The sequence below is a fragment of the Nonomuraea sp. NPDC050394 genome (assembly GCF_044459065.1).
Lineage (GTDB): Bacteria > Actinomycetota > Actinomycetes > Streptosporangiales > Streptosporangiaceae > Nonomuraea.
Genome location: NZ_JBITIO010000002.1, coordinates 79,876 through 101,482, shown reverse-complemented (window position 1 = coordinate 101,482; position 21,607 = coordinate 79,876). Strand labels below are relative to the sequence as shown.

Annotated in this window: 19 protein-coding genes; 11 read left to right on the top strand and 8 right to left on the bottom strand. The window is 72.5% G+C overall.

Going from position 1 to position 21,607, the window contains the following annotated elements; all coding sequences use genetic code 11:
• Positions 1-74: 74 nt before the first annotated feature.
• Both ACIBKY_RS08675 and ACIBKY_RS08670 read right to left on the bottom strand, forming a co-directional pair.
• Positions 75-1,973 (bottom strand): ABC transporter ATP-binding protein, encoded by a 1,899-nt coding sequence (locus ACIBKY_RS08675; protein WP_397095601.1) that lies wholly within the window; start codon positions 1,971-1,973, stop codon positions 75-77.
• A gap of 507 nt (positions 1,974-2,480) precedes the next feature.
• On the bottom strand, positions 2,481-4,736 hold the full coding sequence (locus ACIBKY_RS08670; RefSeq protein ID WP_397095599.1) for an ATP-binding protein: 2,256 nt from the start codon (positions 4,734-4,736) through the stop codon (positions 2,481-2,483).
• Positions 4,737-4,937: 201 nt separating this feature from the next.
• Between ACIBKY_RS08670 and ACIBKY_RS08665 the strand changes: the two genes are divergently transcribed.
• The 8 genes from ACIBKY_RS08665 (at position 4,938) to ACIBKY_RS08630 (ending at position 12,261) form a co-directional block, all read left to right on the top strand.
• Entirely contained in the window at positions 4,938-5,498 is a 561-nt protein-coding gene (locus tag ACIBKY_RS08665) for a MauE/DoxX family redox-associated membrane protein (protein ID WP_397095598.1), read from the top strand.
• Entirely contained in the window at positions 5,495-5,677 is a 183-nt protein-coding gene (locus ACIBKY_RS08660) for a hypothetical protein (RefSeq protein WP_397095596.1), read from the top strand. Before ACIBKY_RS08665 ends, ACIBKY_RS08660 begins: the two co-directional genes overlap by 4 nt.
• Positions 5,678-5,991: 314 nt before the next feature.
• Positions 5,992-7,803 (top strand): asparagine synthase-related protein, encoded by a 1,812-nt coding sequence (locus ACIBKY_RS08655; RefSeq protein ID WP_397095594.1) that lies wholly within the window; start codon positions 5,992-5,994, stop codon positions 7,801-7,803.
• Positions 7,784-8,047: a lasso peptide biosynthesis PqqD family chaperone gene (locus ACIBKY_RS08650; protein WP_397095593.1), complete on the top strand. Its 264-nt coding sequence runs from the start codon at positions 7,784-7,786 to the stop codon at positions 8,045-8,047. The genes ACIBKY_RS08655 and ACIBKY_RS08650 overlap by 20 nt, the downstream gene beginning before the upstream one ends.
• Positions 8,044-8,475 (top strand): lasso peptide biosynthesis B2 protein, encoded by a 432-nt coding sequence (locus ACIBKY_RS08645; protein WP_397095591.1) that lies wholly within the window; start codon positions 8,044-8,046, stop codon positions 8,473-8,475. The genes ACIBKY_RS08650 and ACIBKY_RS08645 overlap by 4 nt, the downstream gene beginning before the upstream one ends.
• Complete coding sequence (locus ACIBKY_RS08640; RefSeq protein ID WP_397095590.1) at positions 8,472-9,668, top strand: cytochrome P450; 1,197 nt, start codon at positions 8,472-8,474, stop codon at positions 9,666-9,668. The genes ACIBKY_RS08645 and ACIBKY_RS08640 overlap by 4 nt, the downstream gene beginning before the upstream one ends.
• Complete coding sequence (locus ACIBKY_RS08635) at positions 9,668-11,383, top strand: ABC transporter ATP-binding protein (RefSeq protein WP_397095588.1); 1,716 nt, start codon at positions 9,668-9,670, stop codon at positions 11,381-11,383. The genes ACIBKY_RS08640 and ACIBKY_RS08635 overlap by 1 nt, the downstream gene beginning before the upstream one ends.
• Entirely contained in the window at positions 11,380-12,261 is an 882-nt protein-coding gene (locus tag ACIBKY_RS08630; protein ID WP_397095587.1) for a hypothetical protein, read from the top strand. The genes ACIBKY_RS08635 and ACIBKY_RS08630 overlap by 4 nt, the downstream gene beginning before the upstream one ends.
• A 75-nt stretch (positions 12,262-12,336) precedes the next feature.
• Here the strand turns inward: ACIBKY_RS08630 and ACIBKY_RS08625 are convergent, their stop codons facing one another.
• From ACIBKY_RS08625 to ACIBKY_RS08610, 4 genes are all read right to left on the bottom strand, one after another.
• Entirely contained in the window at positions 12,337-13,491 is a 1,155-nt protein-coding gene (locus ACIBKY_RS08625; RefSeq protein WP_397095585.1) for a phosphatidylserine/phosphatidylglycerophosphate/cardiolipin synthase family protein, read from the bottom strand.
• A 191-nt stretch (positions 13,492-13,682) separates the two neighbouring features.
• Complete coding sequence (locus tag ACIBKY_RS08620; RefSeq protein ID WP_397095583.1) at positions 13,683-14,993, bottom strand: RNA polymerase sigma factor; 1,311 nt, start codon at positions 14,991-14,993, stop codon at positions 13,683-13,685.
• 169 nt (positions 14,994-15,162) lie between these two features.
• Entirely contained in the window at positions 15,163-15,468 is a 306-nt protein-coding gene (locus ACIBKY_RS08615) for a hypothetical protein (protein WP_397095582.1), read from the bottom strand.
• A 47-nt stretch (positions 15,469-15,515) separates the two neighbouring features.
• Positions 15,516-16,640, bottom strand: a complete 1,125-nt coding sequence (locus tag ACIBKY_RS08610) for an AMP-binding protein (protein ID WP_397095581.1) — start codon at positions 16,638-16,640, stop codon at positions 15,516-15,518.
• A 30-nt stretch (positions 16,641-16,670) separates the two neighbouring features.
• Between ACIBKY_RS08610 and ACIBKY_RS08605 the strand changes: the two genes are divergently transcribed.
• Both ACIBKY_RS08605 and menD read left to right on the top strand, forming a co-directional pair.
• Positions 16,671-17,615 carry an o-succinylbenzoate synthase gene (locus tag ACIBKY_RS08605; RefSeq protein WP_397095579.1) on the top strand — a complete coding sequence of 315 codons (945 nt, stop codon included), beginning with the start codon at positions 16,671-16,673 and terminating at the stop codon, positions 17,613-17,615.
• Entirely contained in the window at positions 17,612-19,267 is a 1,656-nt protein-coding gene (gene menD / locus ACIBKY_RS08600; RefSeq protein WP_397095578.1) for a 2-succinyl-5-enolpyruvyl-6-hydroxy-3-cyclohexene-1-carboxylic-acid synthase, read from the top strand. Before ACIBKY_RS08605 ends, menD begins: the two co-directional genes overlap by 4 nt.
• A 1-nt stretch (position 19,268) precedes the next feature.
• Here menD and ACIBKY_RS08595 read toward each other — a convergent pair whose 3' ends face one another.
• Together ACIBKY_RS08595 and ACIBKY_RS08590 are read right to left on the bottom strand one after the other, a co-directional pair.
• Positions 19,269-19,838, bottom strand: a complete 570-nt coding sequence (locus ACIBKY_RS08595) for a hypothetical protein (protein ID WP_397095576.1) — start codon at positions 19,836-19,838, stop codon at positions 19,269-19,271.
• Between the two features lie 103 nt (positions 19,839-19,941).
• Positions 19,942-21,228: a cytochrome P450 gene (locus tag ACIBKY_RS08590; protein ID WP_397095574.1), complete on the bottom strand. Its 1,287-nt coding sequence runs from the start codon at positions 21,226-21,228 to the stop codon at positions 19,942-19,944.
• 117 nt (positions 21,229-21,345) lie between these two features.
• On the opposite strand from ACIBKY_RS08590, the gene ACIBKY_RS08585 reads away from it, so the two are divergent.
• Complete coding sequence (locus ACIBKY_RS08585) at positions 21,346-21,603, top strand: hypothetical protein (RefSeq protein WP_397095572.1); 258 nt, start codon at positions 21,346-21,348, stop codon at positions 21,601-21,603.
• Positions 21,604-21,607 lie beyond the last annotated feature (4 nt).

Below are 21,607 nucleotides of genomic sequence, written 5' to 3'. Positions count from 1 at the left end.
GGCGCATCGGGTGCGCGTGGGGTCAGCGGGTCCGGGAGCGCCGGTGAGAGGTGGCCGTCCCGGACCCGGTCGCGTCAGCGGCTCAGGCGCGACAGCGCGGGCGGCATGTGCTTGATCCGGATCCGGCTGGACCGCCGGACCGGTTCGAGCACGATCATCGCCGCGTCCGGCGGCACGTGCCGCAGGTCGTGGGTGATCAGGATGGTGGTACGGCCTTCCATCAGCCGCCGCATCGGCTCCAGCACGCGCGCCGCCGTCGCGGCGTCCAGGCCGGTCATCGGCTCGTCCAGGACGAGCACCGGCGCGTTGCGCAGCAGGGCACGCGCGATCGCGATGCGCTGGAGCTGCCCACCGGACAGCAGCCGCCCGCGCTGGCCGAGCGGAGTGTCGTACTTGTCGGGCAGCCTGTTGATGAAGTCGTGCGCGTCGGCCAGCTTGGCGGCGGCCACGATCTCCTCGAAACTCGCCCCGGGCTTGCCGTAGGCGATGTTGTCGCGGGCCGTACCGGAGAAGAGCAGGTTCTCCTGCTGCAGGATCGTGATGTGGTCGCGCAGCGAGGTGCTGGTGATGTCGCGGATGTCCGTGCCGTCCAGCAGGATCCGGCCGCTGGTGGGCTCGTAGAAGCGCAGCAGCAGCTTGGCCAGCGTCGACTTGCCCGCGCCGCTGGGGCCGGTGCAGACGATGGTCCGGCCGGGCTCGACGGTGAAGGACAGATCGGCCAGCGTCGGCCTGGTCCTGTTCGGGTAGGTGAAGCCCACCTGCTCGAACGTGATCCGGCCGGGCACGGGCCCGATCAGCGGCCGGGCGGCGGGGCTGTCGGCGACGCCGGGACGGGCCTTGAGCACCTCCATCACGCGGTCGGAGCCGGCCGCGGCCTCGGAGACGGTGAGCGCCAGTTCGCCCAGGTTCTGGACGGCGGGGTAGAGGAAGGCGAGGTACGCCGCGAACGCCAGCAGTCCACCGATCGTCAGGCGGCCCGCCGAGATCTCCCACGCGCCGAAGCCCAGGATGACGATCATGCAGATGGTCTCGAGCACCTGTACGGCGGGGCCGTACAGGCCGGACAGCCAGGCCTGTGACATGTTGGCCCGCAGCCAGGTCTCGCCCTGGCGGTGCAGGTGGCCCGCCTCGGCCTCCTGGCGGTTGTGCGCCTGCACCAGGGTCTGGTTGGACAGGCTCTCCTCGATGACGCTGTTCATCATGCCGTTGCTCTGCCGCTCGCGGGCGGCCGCGCCCCTGAACTTGGCCGCGAACAGCTTGGAGATGATGACGAACCCGGGGATGAGCGCGAAGGTGATCAGCGCGAGGTCCCAGCGGACGACGAACGCCGCGGTCGCGAACACGATCACGCTGATGACCGTCGTGAACGCCTTGACCAGGCCGGACCCGACCAGCGTCTCGATGGCCTCGATGTCGTCGGTGAGCCGGGCCATCAGGTCGCCCAGGCGCCGGTTGTTGAAGAAGTCCGGGGTGAGCGTCTGCACGTGCGCGAACACCCGGTCGCGCAGGTTCAGCAGGAAGCGCTCGGCGGCCAGCGCCGTGATGTAGGCGCCGCCGAAGGATGCCAGGCCGGCGACCACCGCCAGGCCGAGCCAGGTGAGCGCCGGGGTCCAGAACGCCCCCAGATCCTGCCGGGCAAGCACCTCGTCGGTGATGACGGCGAACAGTCCGATGGCCGCCACCTCGCACAGCGCCGCCGCGATCGCCAGCACGCCGCCGATGACGAACAGCCTGCGGACGCCGCGGGTGTCGGGCCAGAACTCGGCGAAGGTCTTGCGGATCATGACGGCGGGCGCGAGCTCCGGCCCGTGCGTGCCCGATCGCGCCCCCGGCCGGGCGGAAAGGGAGAGCCGACGGGAAACCCGCCGGCTCTTCCCAGTGGTGGCTACCACCACCACCTCCGCCGCCCGCAACCGCAGCGGCGACGACGGCGGCAGCGTCTGCGGCCGCCCCAGCCCCAGCCGCCGCCCCATCCCCAGTCATCCCAGTGACGCGTAGGGAAACCGACAGGAGTCATGATCCCCCTCCTTTGTGCGTGCACTCACCATGCGAGTGCTGCCTGTGCTGACAAATAGGACGCTAACATCCGAATCGCGCCATATCGGCCTTTAGGGGAGCATTTGGGCAGGGTTTGACGCGACGGCCGGGAGGCCGCGCTCGATAATCGGCCGCGCGGTCCCGGAAAAGCGTCAATCCTGCCTGTTCAGCGCGGTGTCGGAGGTCCGTGCCCGCCGGGCGGGAAGCCGCCGGGGTCGCCGCTTCAAGCTGTTTCGCGGCACCCACGTTAAAGCGCAAATAAATAGACGGGCCGATCTCTAACGAAAACGGCAACCTTTCCTATGTGAGCTTTCGCCGCGGTGCGGCTCACCTGCTAGTTTTTCGGTGTCGAGCCTTTCGTTTAGTCGGCAGGTCTGCTGGGCAGTGACGCGGTCCGCCGGTCCCGTCCTGTGCCCGCCGGGGCCTCGTGATCTTGCCTCCCTTTACTGTTGCCGGGTGCGCGCGGCCCTCAGGCCCGCGCTGGCCTCCGTCTGGCCCCAGCGGTCGCCGCTCTGCCTGCTCAGCGTCAGGGCTCTGGTGAAGTGCCTGCGGGCCATCCCGGCATCGCCCACCTCCAGCCACGTGGCTCCCAGGGCGGTGCGTACCGTGCTCTCGCTCAGCCGGTCACCCAGCAGCCTGCTCAGCTCCAGCGCCCGTACGAGGTGGCGGCAGGCCAGCCCCGCCTCACCCGCCTCCAGGTGCGCCAGCGCCACCCCCGTGCGCGCCTGGATCTCCCCCCACGGATCGGCCGCGCTCCTGCTCAGGGACAAGGCCTCCAGCAGGTACGGCATCGCCCGCTCCGCCCGCCCCAGCCTGCGCAGGCTGTCGCCGAGCCCGCTGAGCCCGCGGTTGCCCCCGACCGGGTCGTCCACCTCCCGGTAGAGCATGACGGACAGCAGGAAGTGGTCGGCGGCCACGGCGTACTCGCCCGCGCGGTGGTGGATGTAGCCGAGATGGGTCAGCGTCTTGGCCTGCCCGACCGGGTCGCCGTTCCAGCAGTCCAGCACCAGGGCCTGGTGGTGCAGCGCGATGGCGCCCTCCCGGTCGTCCGACAGCCAGTACGCGACGCCGAGGTTCTTGAGCGTCTCGGCCTCGCCCTCGCGGTCGCCCAGCCGCTGCACGGCGCTCAGGGCCAGCCGGTGGGTGTGGATCCAGTCGCGCGGGTCGCCGCGCAGCAGGAAGAAGTGCCACAGCGAGCGGGCCAGCTGCCAGGTCTGGACGAGCAGGCCCCCGGCGGCGGCGCTCTCGATGGCGGCGATCAGGTTGGGCAGCTCGCGTTCGAGCCAGCAGATCGCCTCCCGGCGGTCGGCCAGGCGCAGGGCGGGGGCGGCGACCGCGCCGGAGGGCGGGTTGGGCCGCCGGCTGGGCTCGATCAGCTCGGCGGCGTGATCGGCGATGCGCAGGTAGTGCTCGACGATCCGGCCGAGGGCGGCCTGCCGCTGTTCCTGCCGCTCCTGCTCGGCCAGCACCGCCCGCGCGTAGTCGCGCACCAGATCGTGGAAGCGGTAACGGTCGGCCGACGGGCGCTGCAGCAGGTGTGCCTGGATGAGCTGCTCCAGCAGCGGCTCCGCGGCCTCGACCGGCTGGCCGGTCAGCGCGGCGGCGCCCGCGAGGTCCACGTCCACGCCGGGAATCAGGCCGAGCAGGCGGAACATCCGGCGGGCCGGTCCGCCGAGCTTGCCGTAGGAGGTGGAGAAGGCGGCGATGACGCTGCGGCTGCCCGCCTGCAGCTCGGCCAGGCGACGGTGCTCCTGGCGCAGCTTCTCGTTGAGGTGGCCGGGGGCCCACGACAGGCGGTGGCGTAACCGGGCGGTGACGATCCTGATGGCGAGGGGGAGGTAGCCGCACAGCCGTACCGTCTCCTCGGCGTCGCCGAGGTCGGCGGGCGGGCCGGCGTCGGTGATCTTCATGAACATGGCCAGGGCGTCTTCGGCGCTGAGCTCGCCCAGCGTGATCGTGCCCGTGCCGTCCAGGTCCACCAGCCGGGCCCGGCTGGTGATCATCATCAGGGACGGCGTGGCCCCGGGTAACAGCGGCATCACCTGCTCGGCGTCGACGGCGTTGTCCAGGACGATCAGCATGCGCCGCCTGGCCAGCGCCGAGCGCCACAGGGAGGCGCGCCGGCCGGCCTCGGCGGGAATGCCCTCCTCCGGCACCCCGGCGGCGCTCAGCAGCGCCTTCAGCGCGTCGGAGGCCGGCATCGGCGCGACGCCGGCGGTGTGCCCGTGCAGGTCGAGGAAGATCCGGCCGTCCGGATAGCCCTCCTTGAGCTGGTGCGCCGCGTGCAGGACGAGCGTCGTCTTGCCCACGCCGGCCATCCCGTCGACCGTCCAGACGCCGCTGGGCGTGCCGCCGGCCTTGAGCAGCGCGCCCAGTTCCTCCGCCCGCCCGGTGAAGTCGGCGATGTCACGCGGCAGATCGTCGTGCGGCGGTTCCTCGGGCGAGGGCGAGGGCGAGGGCGAGGGCGTGGCGTCGGGTCTGGCCTGCGGTGCGTCCCGCGCCAGCCGCCACACCCCGCGCAGGATCTGCGCCTCCTGCCGGTCGGCCCCGAGCGCGGTGGCCAGCCGCTCGACCAGCGCGACGTCCTGCGGCAGCTGCTTGCCGGTGCAGAACCGGTGGACCGTCGAATGGCTCAGCTCCAGCCGCCGGCCCAGCGCCTGATAACTGCGGCCGGAGCGCTTTTTCCACGACTGCAACATGAGCGCGAATTGTTGCCGTGCCTCAGATTCCGGCATCCGTCCCCCCGGTCATGACGGCCTCCGTCATTTCCCACCATGCCATCCTGCGGATGACCGCGCGGCGGGACGAACCATGGCAAATGCCCAGCTCATCCCGCCCGGATTTCTCATCGCATCTCATTTCCCTGGTGAGACGGGCAAGACCGACGCAGTGTCGGACCTGTGAGCGTCATAACGACTTCGTGGGAATCGCTCGGCGCGCCGGCGGTGCTGGCGGTGCGGATCGTCCTGGCCCTGCTGTTCGGCGTCGCGGGGGTGGGCAAGGTGGTCCGGCCGGGCTCGGCCGCGCGGGCGGCGGTGCAGTTCCGGGTGATGCGCAAGGAGAGCACCGTCTTCGCCGTCGGGCTCGGCGCGGTGGAGGTGCTCACGGCGGTGGCGCTGCTGGGGCCGCCACCGCTGACCGTCGCGGGATGCGCGATGGCGGGAGCGCTGTCGCTGTGCTTCATCGCGATCTCGGTGCCGGCGCTGGCGCGCGGGGACCGCTTCGCCTGCGGGTGCCTGTTCGGGCAGGCGCACCTGTCCTGGGTGACGCCGGTGCGCGCGGCGGCGATGGCGGCGGGCGCGCTGGCCGCGCTGGCGGTGTATCTGACCGGGGCGCCCGCCGTGCACGCGGGGGCGGTGGCGGACGCGCTCGGCCTGACGGTCCTGGTGATCGGCCTGCCCGCGGCCTTCGGGACCTACCTCACCGTCCAGTCGGCGCACAAGGAGAGGAGGCGGGCATGACCACGATCCTGGTCTACGGGGCGCTGGTGTGGCTGCTGGTGCTGACGTTGCTGCTGGCCCGCATGCTCCGGTTGATGACCGGGATCGAGGCGCTCTCGCCCCACGGTCCCGCCCAGGTCCGGGATCCGGAGCCGGAACCCGGCCGGATCGAAAGCCGAGCAGGAAAGGAGGTGAGCTGAATGCGTGTCTACGAACGTCCGGAAATCACGCTGGAAGGCGGATTCTCGGCCCTGACGAACGCCGGCTGCGGCTGTGTCTGGGAATGGCTGACCGACCGTCTCGACTGGTAGCGGAAACCTGGAGGTGAAGGACATGCGCGTCTACGAACGCCCGGAGATCACGTTCGCCGGCGACTTCCACACCCTGACCAACGGGGGCTGCGGCGGCCCCCACTGGGAGTGGATCTACCCGAACTACTGCCGTTAACCGCCCATGAGGTACGGCAGGCGGCCACCGCACCGCCTGCCGTACCGCGAAGGATGGGAGAGCGACCTTGTCCGCGACAGAAGACCCATGGTTCACCGTCCTGCCCGACCGGGAGGAGAGCACGGACGTGGCACGGCGGATCCACGACAGCTGCGGCGGCGCGCACGAGGTGAGCCACCCCTCCGGACGGCCGTGGCTCATCGGGCGCTGGCCGCCCGGCGCGCTCACGGTCGGCAGGAGACCGGGCGCGGCGACGGCGGCCTTCGGCGAGCACGCGATGAGCGAGGAGCACCTGGCCGCGGGCGCGCCCGGCCTGCCGGGGCCCGGCCCCGGCAGCGCCTACCTGATGGTCTCGGAGGGCGGCCGGGTCCGGGTGCGGGGGACGGCCTCGGGGCTGCGCAGGGTGTACACCTGCCGGGTCGGCGGGACGCCCGTCGCGGGGAACCGGGCGCTCGTGCTGGCGGGACTGACCGGGGCCACGCCGAACCCGGCCAGGCTCGCCACCCGGCTGCTGTTCGCCCACCCGCCGTGGCCGCTGAACTGGCTGCCGGTGTGGGACGGCGTCGACGCCGTGCCACCCGGCCACGACGTCCTCCTCGACGAGCGCGGCGGCCTCACACAGGCGCGCTGGTGGCGGCTTCCCGAGCCGATGGAGCGCGAGGAGGCGGTCGCGGCGCTCAGAACCGCGCTGAGCGAGGCGGTCGCCCTGCGCGCGCGGCCCGGCCGCACGGTCGTCGCGCACCTGAGCGGCATGGACTCCTCGTCGATCTGCTCCCTGGCCGCCCGCACCGGCGCCGACGTCGTGGCCCTGACCGCCGCCCAGCCCGACCCCATGGACGAGGACGTGCCGTGGGCGGAGCGCACCGCCGCCGCGCTGGCCGCCGCGGGACACCCGGTGCGGCACGAGATCATCTCCGCGCGGGAGTGCCCGCTGGTCTACCACGACATGCTCGGCGCGCACGAGCGCTTCGACGCGCCGTTCCTGCTGCTGCACCACCGCAGCCGGCTCATGCACATCCTGCGGCGCGGCCAGGCGTACGCGCCCGGCGCCCACCTGGTCGGGCTGGGCGGGGACGAGGCCGCCACGATGATGCCCACCTGGCTGCCCACGCTGATCAGGCAGGCGCCGCTCACCGGGACGCGCCACCTGCTGACGGCCGCGGCCAAGAACCGCTGGCCGCTGCGGCAGACGCTGCGGCACCTGGTGAGCGGCCGGGCGTACGACGCCTGGATGCGGGCCGCCGCCGACGGCCTCGGGCGCGACGGGCACGGCGTGGACGGGCCCGCGCTGGGGTGGGACCTGCCGCCGACGATGCCGGCGTGGGCGACGCCGTACGCGGTCGAGCTGGCCGCCGGTGAGCTGCGCGAGGCGGCCGCCGGCCACCCGCCGCTGGCGCGGGGACGCGGCGCCCACCACAACCTCGCCGCGATCCACGGCGGCTGCCAGATGGTCGCCGACTTTCAGCAGATCGCCGCCGCCCGGGGCATCACCATGTCCGCGCCCTTCTTCGACGACCGGGTCATCGAGGCGGCGCTGTCGGCCAGGCCCGGGGACCGCTACGACCCGGCCAGGTACAAGCCGGTGCTGGCCGACGCCATGCGCGGCATCGTGCCCGAGGTGACGCTGGGCCGTACCACGAAGTCGGAGACCTCCGCCAGCGCGGTCATGGGCAGCAGGAAACACCGCGACCAGATCATGGCACTCGCCGAGGACAGCCTCCTGGGCGAGCTCGGCCTCATCGACCGGGACCTCTTCCGCGCCACCTGCCGCGGGCCGATCGACGTGCTGACCCAGCACCGCCGCATCGAGCCCACGCTGGCGTGCGAGATGTGGCTGCGCACCGTGAAGGAGGACGAGCGTGTACGCGCTGGCGCCTGACATCTCCGCCGTCGACACCGACTACGGCATGGCCCTGCTCCACCAGGTACGCGGCGAGTACTGGAGCCTCAACCCCACCGGAGCGATCGTGCTGCGCTCCGCCCTGGAGTCCGGCGACCCCGGGCACGCCGTCGAGCTGCTCGTGGCGGCCTTCGACGTGGACGGCGGAGAAGCCGCCCGGGACGTCGCCCACCTCATGGACGGCCTCGTGACCATGGGCATCCTGGTACGGAGGCCGGCATGAGCGTCGACCCCACGATGGCGCTCGCGCCGCGGGCGTACCCGCCGCTGGAGCGCTGGCGCGCCCGCCTGGCGGTGCTGGCCGCCAAGGCGCTGGCCAGACGCTCGCCGAGCACCATCGTCAAGGTGCTGAGCCGGGTCAGCGCGGGCACCCGCCCGGCCACCTACGCCGAGGCCGGCCGGGCCCGCGAGGTGGTCACCCGCACCAGCAGGGCGTGCGCGAGCCCGAAGGGCTGCCTGCCCCGCTCGATCGCGACCGCGCTGCTGTGCAGGTCCCGCGGGAGCTGGCCGACCTGGTGCGCGGGCGTGCGGGTGCTGCCGCCGTTCGGCGCGCACGCCTGGGTCCTGGCCGAGGGCCGGCCTGTCGACGAGCCCGCCCCGCCGGGCTACCACCGCGTCCTGTTGCAGGTACCACCGGAGGCCACCCCATGAGCGAGCTGCCGCAGATCCCGATGCCACGCGGCTGCCCCCACCATCCGCCGCCGGGGTATGACGGCCTGCGCGAGCACGGGCCGCTGGCCCGCGCCGCCCTGCGCGACGGCACCCCGGTCTGGGTGGTGACCGGCCACGCGCCGGCGCGTTCGCTGCTGGCCGATCCGCGGCTGTCCTCGGACGCGCTGCACCCGGCCCACCCGCACCTGGCGCGGGAGAAGGGCGCGCCGCCGCCGGATCCGGAGCGCAAGAAGCGGGCGCTGAGCTTCGTGGAGATGGACGACCCCCTGCACGCCGAGCACCGGCGGATGGTCATCCCCCACTTCAGCCTGCGCCGGGTGCGCGAGCTGCGCCCGCACCTGCGCTCGCTGGCCGACGGGCTGATCACGGAGATGATCGGCGCGGGACCGCCCGCCGACCTGGTGAGCGCGCTGGCCGCGCCGCTGCCCGCGCTCACGCTCTGCGCGGTGCTCGGCGTTCCGCCCGAGGACCAGGCCGTCTTCACCGATCACCTGCGCTGGCCCACGCTCCTCGACCCGGCCACGGGCCCGCCCTTCCGGGTGGTCTACGACCTGCTCGCCCGGCTCCTGCGCGACAAGGCGGCCCGGCCGGGCGACGACGTGCTCTCCACCCTGGCCCGCCGGGTCACCGGCGGCGAACTGAGCGAACGGCAGGCCCGGGAGATGGCCGCCATGCTGGTCATCGCCGGGCACGAGACCACCGCCAACACGCTCGCGCTGAGCGTGCTCACGCTGCTGACCCGGCCGGGCGGGCTGAAGGCGCTCACCGCCGCCACGATGCCCCGGGCCGTGGACGAACTCCTGCGCCACACGAGCGTCGCCGACCCGCTGCCGAGGGTCGCGACCGCCGACATCCCGCTCGGGGACCGGCTGATCAGGGACGGCGACGGCGTCGTCGTGCTGCTGGCCGCCGCCAACCGCGACGCCGCGGCCTTCCCCGCCCCGGACGACCTCGACCTGGACCGCCGGGATGCCCGTCACCTGACTTTCGGCCACGGCCCGCACCAGTGCCTGGGCAACAACCTGGCCAGAGCCGAGCTGGAGAGCGCGCTGAGCGCGCTGCTCGCCCGCCTGCCCACGCTCCGGCTCGCCGAGCCGGCCGGCGGCCTGCCGGTCAAACCCGCGCTGTCCCTGCAGGGCGTGACCCGCCTGCCCGTCACCTGGGGGCCGTGATGGCCGCCTGGCACGCCCTGCTGGCCCAGGTACGCCCGCACCGGGGCCGGATCCTCGCCGGAGGCCTGCTCGGCCTGGCCGGCGGCGCCGCGGGCCTGATCCAGCCGGTGGCCGCCAAGATGGTCACCGAAGACCTCCTCGCCGGAACCCCGGTGCTCGGCACGCTCGCCATGCTCACCTCGCTGCTCGTCGCCGGCGCCGTGCTGTCGGCCTGCGGCCGCTACGTGCTGGAGGTCGCCGGCGAGAACGTCGTGCGCGCCGCCCGCGACCGGCTGACCGAGCGCGTCTTCCGCCTGCGCCTGGCCGACTTCGACCGGCTCGAACCCGGCGACCTCATGTCCAGGCTCACCGCCGACATCACCCTGCTGCGCTCGGCGACCACCAACGCCGTCGTCACCGGAGCCACCGGCCTGGTACTCGGCGCCGGCGCGCTCGCGCTCATGGCCACGACCGACCTGGTGCTGCTGGGCGCCACCGCCGCGGTCCTGGCGCTCACGCTGGCCGGGATGGCGCTGGTCATGCCGCGCGTCTCGGCCGCCACCCAGCGCACGCAGGCCGCCGTCGGGCTGCTCGGCGCGATCGTGGAGCGCGTGCTCGGCGCCTACCGGACGGTCAAGGCCAGCGGCGGCGAGCGCCGCGAGAGCGCGCGGGCCGCGCGGGCATCCGGTACGGCATGGCGGCACGCGATCACCGCCGCCCGCTGGCAGTCGGCGACCGGCGTGGCCGGAACCCTGTCGACCCAGGTCACCTTCCTCGTCGTGCTCGGCCTGGGCGGCCTGCGGGTGAGCCAGGGCACGCTGACCCTGCCCTCGATGATCATGTTCTTGTTCTGCCTGATGTACCTGTCGGGCCCGATCGGCCAGATCCTGTCGGCGTTCACGCAGGTGCAGGTGGGACTGGCCGCGGTCCGGCGCCTCCAGGAGGTCGACCGCCTGCCCGCCGAACCCCTGGAGGCTCCCGGTGACCCGGGTGGCGACGGGGCCTCGGTGCGCTTTCGCGGCGTGCGCTTCGGCTATGGCGGCGCCGCCGTACTGGAGAACGTGGACATCAGCGTCGCGCCCAGGACCATGACCGCCGTCGTGGGCCCGTCGGGAGCGGGCAAGAGCACGCTGTTCGGCCTGCTGGAGCGCTTCTACGACGTCGAGGACGGCGCCGTCGAGGTGGCCGGGCGCGACGTGCGCGACTGGCCGCTGGCCGAGCTGCGGGCGGCCATCGGCTACGTCGAGCAGGACGCGCCCATCCTCGCCGGGACGCTGCGCGACAACCTGCGCTACGCCGCGCCCGAGGCCACCGACGAGCAGATCCACGAGGTGCTGGCGCGGGCCGGGCTCACGCCCCTGCTCGACCAGCTTCCCCAGGGACTCGACACGCCGGTCGGTCACCGGGGCACCACCCTGTCCGGCGGGCAGCGCCAGCGCGTCGCCGTCGCCCGCGCCCTGCTGCGCCGTCCCCGGCTGCTTCTGCTCGACGAGATCACCTCCCAGCTCGACGCCGCCTCCGAGCTGGCCCTGCGGCAGGCGGTCGAGGAGATCGCCGCCACCACCACCGTCATCGTGATCGCCCACCGGCTGTCCACCGTGGTCAACGCCGACACCATCATCGTCCTGGAGGAGGGCAGAGTGCGCGCGGCGGGAACCCATCGGGAACTGCTCATGGCCGACGGCCTCTACCGCGACCTGGCGGCCGGCCAGCTCCTGCCCGCCGCGAGCTCATGAACGACCGGATCTACGTGGCCGGCCCGGACACCTCGTCCGTGACCGTCCTCGACGCCGTCACCCTCGAACACCTGGCGAGCGTCGGCGCGGGGGCACGGCCGTACGCGCCGGCGCTGTCGGGCGGGCGCCTGTACGTCACCGACTTCGGCGGACGGAGCGTCACCGTCATCAGCACCGCCACCCTGGCCGTCGTGGACCGCATCCCCGTCGGCGACCACCCGGGCGGCATCGTCATCGACCCCGCGGGCCGCCACGCCTACGTCACCAACTACCAGAGCAGCGACGTCTCGGTGATCGACCTGCGGCGCGCCGCCGTGACCGCCACCATCGCCGTCGGCCGCAACGCCGCCGCCCCCGCGCTGTCGGGCGGGCGCCTGTACGTGACCAACTTCGAGAGCCACGACCTGTCGGTGATCGACACGGCGGCGGGCAAGGTGATCGCCACCGTCCCCGTCGGCCCGCACCCCAACGGCGTCGCCGTGACCCGCGACGGCGCCCACGTCTACGTCACCACCACCGGCGCCAACCTGCCCGGCCAGGACAACGACGTGCTGGTCCTGGACACGGCCACCCTGGAGGAGGTCGCCACCGTCGGCGTCGAGTCCGGCCCCTACGGCATCGCCGCCTCACCCGGCCACGACCGGGTCTACGTCACCCACTACTACAGCCGGAGCGTCCTCGGCATCGACACCTCGACCAGGCGGATCGTCTCCCGGGCCGAGGTCGGCGAGAGCCCGGAGTCGCTCACCCTGTCCCCGAGGGGAAACCTCCTGTACGTCTGCAGCACCCGCGCCCACCTCGTCTCGGCCATCGACACCGCCACCGGCCAGATCGTCGCCACCGCCCCGGTGCGCCGCCCCGCCGGGGTGGCCGCCTAGCTTCAGAGCCGGGCCGCACCCCGCGCTGGAGGCGCGCCGTCCATGCCCGCCGGTCCCGCCGCCGGCGGATCGCGCTCAGGGTTTGGCGATGAAACGTTCTCCGGCGGCCTCGATGCGCTCGATCTCGGTGCGGAAGAAGCGGGCCAGCTCCGCGCAGGCGGCGGGGTCGACCGGGCCTCCCTCACGTTTGGGCAGGTCCGGGTAGGGGCTGCCGAGGACGAAGATGTTCTCGTCGTTGTAGTTGTTGGCCGGCGCGGTGTAGTTGAAGGACCCGGCGACGACGACGGACTCGTCGATGACCATGAGCTTGTGGTGCAGCTTGCCGAAGGCGGCGCTGCGCTTGGGGAAGTACAGCTCGATGTGGGCGCGGTCGAGGTCGTGGGTGGCGGCCCAGGCCTGGGCGCCCTGACCGGGGTCCATGACGCCGGTGACGGTCCGCTTGGCCGCGGCCAGCGCGATCATGGCGTCGTCGATGCCGGAGGAGCCGGAGAAGGTGAAGATCGCGAAGTCGACCCGCTTGGCCGCCTTGAGCATCTGCTTCATGATCTCCAGCTCGGGCGCGTGGTCGGGCGCGAACAGGATCTTGACCGGCACGCCGTTGAGGTTGAACGCCATGGGCACCTTGCCGTGGGCGCCGCGGCCGAACTGGCCGGCGCGCATCTGGGCGAACTCGGTGGTGTACTCGCGGCAGACCCGGGCGTCGTTGAAGACCACGATGTGGTTGAGGTTGCGGTGGCAGTCGGTGCCGGTGAAGTTCGCCGAGCCGGACAGGATCGCGGAGCTGGGCAGGGCGCGTTCGCGGAAGTCGCGGATGATGAACTTCTGGTGGAAGATCGCCGGGTTGTAGTCGGCCTTGACGTCGACGTTGCAGCGCAGCAGCGCGGCGAGGATCTTCCGGTTGGGTTCCAGGCTCTTGGCGCCGCTCTCCTGGCCCCACTGCACGCGCAGGCGGGCGGCGGCCTCGTCCTCCCCGGCCTTCGGGGCGATGTTCGGGAGCTTGGCGGAGATCAGGTAGTCCTGCTCCAGGACCATGCGGACGTCCACGCCGCGGAAGCGGGCGTCGAGGATGGCCTGGGCGATGGGCTCGGAGTCGAGCTCCTGGACGGCGATGTCGAGGAATCGCTTGGCGCCGCCGATGAAGTCGATGATCACCTGTTCGAGGTTGTCGGCCGCACCCAGCTCGGTGGGCCCGACAAATGCCTCGATCTTGCCTCCGGCAAAGACGGTCATATCGTAAGTATCACACTACGGAACGTGGACATATCCGCTGGTACCGGGGTTCGAGGTGGTGGTCCGGATCCGGTCACGCGGCTCGCCAGGGCGGACGGTCACCGGGCACTGGGGCCGGGTGGGGCGGCCCGCCGTACCGGAAAGCGGAAAGACCCGGCACCGCGCGGGGTGCCGGGCCCTTCCGGGGCGGGTCAGCTGGCCCAGTCCAGGAGCGGGCGCGTGTTGCTGGGGTGGCGGAGCTTGGACAGCGACTCCTTCTCCAGCTGGCGGATCCGCTCGCGGGTCAGGCCGAGGTGCTTGCCGATCTCGTCCAGGGTGTGCGGCTTGCCGTCCACCAGGCCGAACCGCAACGCCATGATCTTGGACTCGCGCGGCGAGAGGTTGTCGAGCACACCGCGCAGCTGGTCGCCCAGCAGCTGGCGGTCGACGATCTCGGAGGCCTCGGGTGAGTCGACGTCCTCGATGAGGTCGCCGATCGTGGTCTCGCCGTCCTCGCCGATCGTGGCGTTGAGCGAGATGGGCTGGCGGCTGGTGCGCAGCAGTTCCTCGATCTGGTCGGGCGTCTTGTCGAGCTCGACGGCCAGCTCCTCCGGCGTGGGCTCGCGGCCGAGGCGCTGGTGCATGTCGCGCTCGATCCGCGACAGCTTCGACAGCATCTCCAGCACGTGGACCGGCAGCCGGATCGTGCGGGCGGAGTCGGCGAAGCCACGCTGGATGGCCTGCCTGATCCACCACATGGCGTAGGTGGAGAACTTGAAGCCCTTGGTGTAGTCGAACTTCTCCACGGCGCGGATCAGCCCGAGGTTGCCCTCCTGGACGACGTCCAGCAGCGACATGCCGCGGTCGGTGTACTTCTTGGCCACCGACACCACCAGGCGCAGGTTGGCCTCCAGCATGTGGTCCTTGGCCTGCCTGCCGTCCTCGATGACCAGCTCCAGGTCCGCGCGTGCCGCGGCGGAGCAGTTCTGGTCGCTGTCGAGCTTGTACTCGGCGTACAGGCCGGCCTCGATGCGCCTGGCCAGCTCCACCTCCTGGGCGGCGGTCAGCAGCGTGCGGCGGCCGATCGACTTGAGGTAGGTGTGCACGGAGTCGCCCATGACGGACTGGTTGTCGTCGAGGTCGAGCGGTTCCTGCTCCAGTTCGGCGTCCTCGTCGGACATCGCCGGCTCGTCGGGCTCGTCCTCCGAAGAGGCGGCTTCGGCCTTCTCGGGCGTCTTCGGCGCGGCGCTCTTCTTGGCCGCGGTCGTCTTGCCGGCCGTCTTCTTGGCGGTGGTCTTCTTCGCGGCCGGGGCCTTCTTGGTCAGGGCGGGCTCGTTCTCCGCGGCCAGGCTGACACCGGCCTCGGTCAGCTCGCGCAGGATGGAACGGCCCTCGGCGGGGCTGATGCCGGCCAGCGCGAACGCGTCACGCAGTTCCGAAAGAGAAAGGTGACCCTGAGCTCGCCCTCGGTCAAGGAGCTGGTCGAGGGTCGCGGGCGGGGCCGCCACGGCGGTTCTGGGCATGAGGACACCTCCTCCATACGGAGTCGAAGCGATCAGGCAGTTTGTGGTGGGGCGGTGTGGCCGCTCGACGCACCAGTATCAATAACGTCATTCGCCGCCATTTGTTCCCGGACCCGGCAAAAAAGGGCGGACCGCGGAGAATGCGATCCACCCCACACCCTGCGGGAATTCACTCCGCCAGTTCGAACTCTCCCGGCTTGAGCTCGACCTCGGGCATCGGCATCGGTTCCGCGCCCTCCATGCCCTGCTCGGTCCAGTGCTCCAGGACCTTGGCGGGGTCGGGGTTGATGTCCTGGGAGACCACGATGCCATCGGTCGGGGTGGGCGTGGGCGCGGTCTTCCCGACCTCGGCCCGGGTCTCTCCCCGGGCCTGGTCGACCCGGCCCGCCGAGGCGGCTGCCGCGACTGTGGCGCCACCGACGAGGATCACGCCGACGGCCGCAGCGGACGCCCACATCTTGCGGGTCTGGTTCATGAAGAGCTCCCTCTTTCTCTCGCCACCTATGACGCAGCCCGGCCGCGTCAGGTTCCGGTCCGCAACAGGGCGAGGTCGGTTTTACCGTTCGGCAGGAGCGGCAACCGGGGGAGAAGCCGCAGTTCGCGCGGGGCGGCGTAGGCCGGGAGCCGGTCCTTGGCGTAGGCGCGGAGCTGGTCCAGCGTCGGCGGGCGCGAGGGGTCGGCGGGCACCACGACCGCGACGACGCGCTCGCCCCATTCCGGGTCGGGGCCGCCCACGACCGCCACGTCGGCGATCTCGGGGTGCTCGCCGAGCACGGCGGCCACGACCCCGGCCACGACCTTCTCGCCGCCGGTGTTGATGACGTCGTCGGCCCGGCCGAGCACGCGTAGCCGCCCGCCGTTCAGCTCGCCCAGGTCGGAGGTGACGAACCAGCCGTCCTCGAACGGCGCCGCGCCGAAGCGGTAGCCGGAGAACAGGACGGGACCGGCGATCCGCACCCGGCCGTCGCCCCCGATTTTGAGATCTACATTGTAAAGGGGCCGGCCGTCGTACACGCAGCCGCCGCTGGTCTCGCTCATCCCGTACGTCGTGACAATCCGGGCACCGAGCGCCCGTGCCTCCCGCAGCAGGCCCGGCCGGGGCGCCGCGCCGCCGAGCAGGATCGAGCGGAACACCGACAGGTCCGCGCCCCGCTCCACCAGCCGGTGCAGCTGGGTCGGCACCAGCGACACGTGCTCGGCCCCCGAGCCCAGCACCGCCTCGGGGGAGAAGCCGTCGTGGATGACCGGCTCGCTGCCGGTCAGTACCGACCTGACCAGCACCTGCAGGCCGGACACGTGCGAGGGGGGCAGGCAGCACAGCCAGCGCTCGCCCTTGGCGGCCTTCAGGTGGCGCAGCGACGCCTCGGCGGAGGAGCGCAGCGCCCGCCCGGTGAGCATGACGCCCTTCGGCCGGCCGGTGCTGCCGCTGGTCGCGATCACGACCGCGACGTCCTCGGGCACGCCTTCCCCGCCGGCCTGCCGTACCCCGTCGAGATGGGTGGGGCGCAGGGCCGTGAGGGTGGCGCCGGCGTCGGCGGGCGGCAGGGGGAGTACGGCGGGACCGTCGCCGGTCAGAGCATCGCGAATCGCCGCGAACAGCCGCGGACCGGGTGGCAGCGCGAGGGCGTGCAACGGTTTGCTCACCATGCTCGTAAGGTTAGTGGCGACAGTTCGGATATGAGTGCGGGGAGGGTCGTGGAGCGTTCTCCCGTCGTCTTCCGGATCCCCATGCGCGAGCGTTTTCGCGGGCAGACCGTCAGGGAAGGCGTGCTCATCCACGGGCCCGCCGGCTGGGGGGAGTTCTCGCCGTTCCCCGAGTACGGTCCGCGCGAGTGCTCACGCTGGCTGGCCTGCGCCCGCGAGGCCGCCGACGAGGGCTGGCCCGCGCCCGTGCGCGCCGCCGTCCCGGTCAACTCGACGATCCCCGCCGTGCCGCCGGACAAGGCCTTCCAGCTCGTACGGCGGGCCGGCTGCGCCACCGCCAAGGTGAAGGTCGCCGAGCGCGGCCAGAACTTCGCCGAGGACCTGGCCCGGGTGGAGGCGGTGCGCGACGCGCTCGGCCCCTCGGGGAAGCTGCGCGTGGACGCCAACGGCGCATGGAGCGTGGATGAGGCGGTACGCCGGCTGAGGGACCTCGGCCGGTTCGACCTGGAGTACGCCGAGCAGCCGTGTGCCACCCTCGACGAACTGGCCCAGGTGCGGCGCAGGTGTGACGTGCCGATCGCCGCCGACGAGTCGATCCGCAAGGCGGAGGATCCGCTGCGGGTGCGCGCGGCGGAGGCGGCCGACGTCGCGGTGGTGAAGGTGCAGCCGCTCGGCGGTGTGCGCAACGCGTTGCGCGTGGTGGAGTCGTGCGGGCTGCCCGCGGTCGTCTCCAGCGCGGTGGAGAGCTCCGTCGGCCTGGCCGCGGGTCTGGCGCTGGCCGCCGCCCTGCCCGAGCTGCCCTATGCGTGCGGTCTGGGCACCATGACCCTCCTTTCGGGAGATGTCGTGAAAGACTCCCTCATGCCGGTAGACGGACAGATAGCGGTCCGCCGCCCGAACGTGGATTTTTCGTATTTGTCGGAATTTGAGATCGAATCCCCCTCGTGGCTTCGCCGGATGCAGGAGGCTGCCCCGTGAACCCCGCCACCGCGCTGGCCTCCGTGCTGGTCGACGAGTTGGTGCGCTGCGGACTCACCGACGTCGTGCTCGCGCCCGGCTCCCGCTCCGCCCCCCTCGCGCTGGCCCTGCACGCCGAGTCCCGGGTCCGCCTGCACGTGCGCATCGACGAGCGCTCGGCCTCCTTCCTCGCGCTCGGCCTGGCCAAGCGGTCGGAGCGGCCCGTCGCCCTGCTCTGCTCGTCCGGGACCGCCGCCGCCAACTTCCACCCCGCCGTCATCGAGGCGGGCGAATCAGGCGTACCCCTGCTGGTCCTGACGGCCGACCGGCCGCCCGAACTGCGCGGCACCGGCGCCAACCAGACCATCGACCAGATCAAGCTGTACGGCTCCGCCGTCCGCTGGTTCGCCGAGGTGGGAGTGCCGGAGGATCGTCCCGGCCAGGTGGCGTACTGGCGCTCGCTGGCCTGCCGCGCCTACCAGCGCACCCTCGGCCCGGCCGATCCGGGACCGGTCCACCTCAACCTCTCCTTCCGCGAGCCGCTCATCCCCGACGGCGACACGAGCTGGTGCGAGTCGCTCGACGGCGACGTCAACGGCCCGTGGGTGCGCGCCCGCGTCGCCCCGCCGCCCGTGGCGCTGCACATCCCGCCCACCCGCCGCGGCGTCCTGGTCGTCGGCGACGGCGCGGCCAACGTGCGCCGCTACATCGCCGCCGCGGGCATGGCCGGCTGGCCGGTGCTGTCGGAGCCCAACGGCGGCGGGCGCTACGGTGACCACGCGATCTCCACCTACCACTTCCTGCTCGGCACGCCCGAGTTCGCCGATGCCCACCAGCCCGACGTGGTCGTGACGCTGGGCCGTCCCGGGCTGTCGCGCCCGCTGCTGACGTGGCTGAAGCGGGCGCAGGAGCACATCGTCGTCGCTCCCGACCTGGCCCGCTGGCCCGATCCGACCCGCTCGGCCACGCAGGTCGCGCAGGCGGTGGAGATCCCGGTCGCCTCCGGAGACGACACGTGGCTGCACTCCTGGCGTGGCGCCGACCTCGCCGCCCGCGCCGCGATCGACGAGCTTCTCGACGCCTCCGGGCTCAGCGAGCCGCGCCTGGCCCGTGACCTGGTGGACGCGCTGCCGAACGGGGCGCTGCTGTTCAGCGGCTCGTCCATGCCGATCAGGGACCTCGACCAGGCGATGCGGCCCCGGCGCGGGATCCGGGTGCTGAGCAGCCGGGGCGCCTCCGGGATCGACGGGCTGGTGTCGAGCGCGATGGGGGCGGCGCTCGGGCACAACGGGCCGTCGTTCGCGCTGCTGGGGGACCTGTCGTTCCTGCACGACCAGAACGGGCTGATCCTCGGGCCCCGCGAGCCCCGGCCCGACCTGTGCCTCGTCGTGGTGAACAACGACGGCGGCGGGATCTTCTCGCTGCTGCCGCAGGCGGCGGTGCGCGATCCGTTCGAGCGGGTCTTCGGGACGCCGCACGGGGTCGATCTCGGGTATGTGGCGGCGGCCACGGGGACGCCGTACACGCTGGTGAGTGACATCTCGGAGCTGGGCAAGGCGTTGCGCGGGGAGGGGTTGCGGGTGGTCGAGGTGCGTTCGGAGCGCGAGTCCAACGCCCTCATCCACGCCCAGTTGCGCGAGGCCGCCCAGACGGCGATCCGGGCGGCGCTCTGAGTCAGGCCTGTGCCAGGGCCGCGCGCGCGGGTTCCGCCCGCCACAGGGCCAGGGCCAGCCAGGCCACTCCGGCGGCGGCGACCAGCAGGCCCAGCAGGTAGAGGGGTTCCGGGACGACGTTCCTGAGCGAGCCGGGGATCATGCCCGCCGTGTAGAGGACGATGGCGCCGGTGGGCAGGCCGCCCGCCCTGATGGCGGCCGCGGCGAAGGTGAGGACGCCTGCCATCAGTACCAGGGACGTCACCAGGAACGCCCGGCCGGTGCCCCCGGCGACCAGGGTGGCGACGGTGCTCCGGCCGAGGGCGGGGAAGACGAAGTGCAGGGTGTACTCGACGGCGAAGGCACCGGCCAGGCCCGCGGCGTTGAGCGTGAAGCCGATCAGGCCGAGGCGGCCGGCCGTACGGGAGATGAGGAAGTAGCAGCCGGTGATCGCGAACAGGCCGGCCAGCGGAGCCAGGGGCGCGATCGCGTGGGTGAGCGCCGTCTCCGGCAGGAGTCCGGCGCGGCGGGCGGTGTTGAAGGCGAGGACGACCGCGCACAGGAATCCGGCGGCCGCGGTGAGTCGGAACATCGTTCACTCCGATTTGTCGGGGCTTTGTCGCTCGTATCATGAGCGTCCCGGACCCCTCGGGAGGAGGGCCGCGGGCCTGACGTAAGCAGCCCGAAAGAACCGGTCAGGACGGCGCCGGCAGTACCGTCATCTCGATGTCGTGCTCGGCCCACAGCACGAACCGCTCCACCGGCACCACCGGATGCCCTTCGACCGGGCGGAAGGTGAAGCGTTTGAGCAGGACGGCCAGCACCAGCCGCGCCTCCAGCATGGCCAGCGACGCCCCTTCGCAGGCGCGCGGGCCGAAGCCGAACGGGATGTAGGCCAGCCTCGGCCGCTCCGGCATCCGCTCGGGCGCGAACCGGTCGGGGTCGAAGCGCTCCGGATCCGTCCAGACCCGCGGATTCATGTGCACCGCCCAGATCGGCACGAACACCGTCGTCCCGGCCGGGAGGTCGTAGCCGCCCAGCGTGAGGTGCTCGGTGGTCTCGCGGGCGCCGTACGGGCCGGGCGGGTAGCGCCGCATCGACTCCTTCAGCGCCATCTCCAGCACCCGCAGCCGGCTCAGGTCGGCGAACCCGGGCACGTCCGGCACCCCCGCGAGTTCCGCGCGGATCCGTCCGGTCACCTCCGGGTGCGCGGCCAGCAGGTAGAGGGTCCAGGAGATCGCCACGCCGGTGGTGTGGTGGGCCGCCAGCATCATCGACAGCACGGTGTCGCGCACCCGCGCAGGCCGCTCGCCGGCCTCGGCCATCAGCGTGATCAGGTCGGGCCGGTCCGGCGGGCGGCGCCCGGCGAGCACCTGGTCGACCGCGTCGCGCAGGAACGCCAGCCCTTCCCGCGCCCTGCCCTCCCGGTACGGCGTGCCGTACAGCCTGCCCAGATACTCCGACAGGACCTCTTCGAAGGCGCCCACGATCCGCCGGGGCAGTTCGCCTTCGTCCATCTCCATGCCCAGCGCGTACTGGCAGATCATGCGCAGGGACAGTTCGCTGAGCTCCTTCTGCAGCGCCACCGGCCCGTCCGCGGCCGCCCAGCGGTCGGCCATGGCGGCGGTCATGCGGGCGAAGGAGGGATAGTGCGCCTCGTGCGACTTGCGCCCGGCCAGTGCGGACAGGACGAGCTTGCGCCACGGCACGTGTTCCTCGGCCGGCATCACCTGCAGGTTGCCCGTCTCGAAGAGCGGGGCGAGGAACTCGAACAGCCGCTCCGGCCGCTTGTCGACCCGCGCCACCCGTTCCAGCAGCACGGGATCGGCGACGGACACGAGCCGCGAGCCGGGCATCCGGAACGCGGCCACGTCGCCGTAGTCGCGGTGCAGGGCCAGCTGGAAGGTGTGCAGGCCACCGGCGGCGGCGATGTCGTCGAGGTTGTCGCCCGCCGCGGACGGCGCCGGCCCCGGGATCACCATGCTCGCCACCCTCGCACACGCGTCCCTGCCCCGCTACCCCGGGGTTTGGCGGGTGATGCGAGAGATCAACGAGTCGGGGATACTTTGTCGCGTTCCAGCCGTTTCCCGGGAGGTCGTATGTCGCTGTGGAAGAAGCTCGGTCTCGGCCTCGTGGCGGCGTTCGCGCTGCTCGTCGTGGCCCTCATCGTGGCGATCGTCGTCCCGGGTGGCTGGAAGATCTCCATCTTCATCGTCGGGGTCCCGGTGGCGGTGGCGTGGGTCGTCATCCAGATCATGGGGGACTCCCACTCCTCCTCCCGCCGTGACGACCCGCCCCCGCCGCCGCCCGCCCGGCGCCGCCGTCCCGGGGACGAGCACGGCGAGCCGTGGCGGTAGGGCG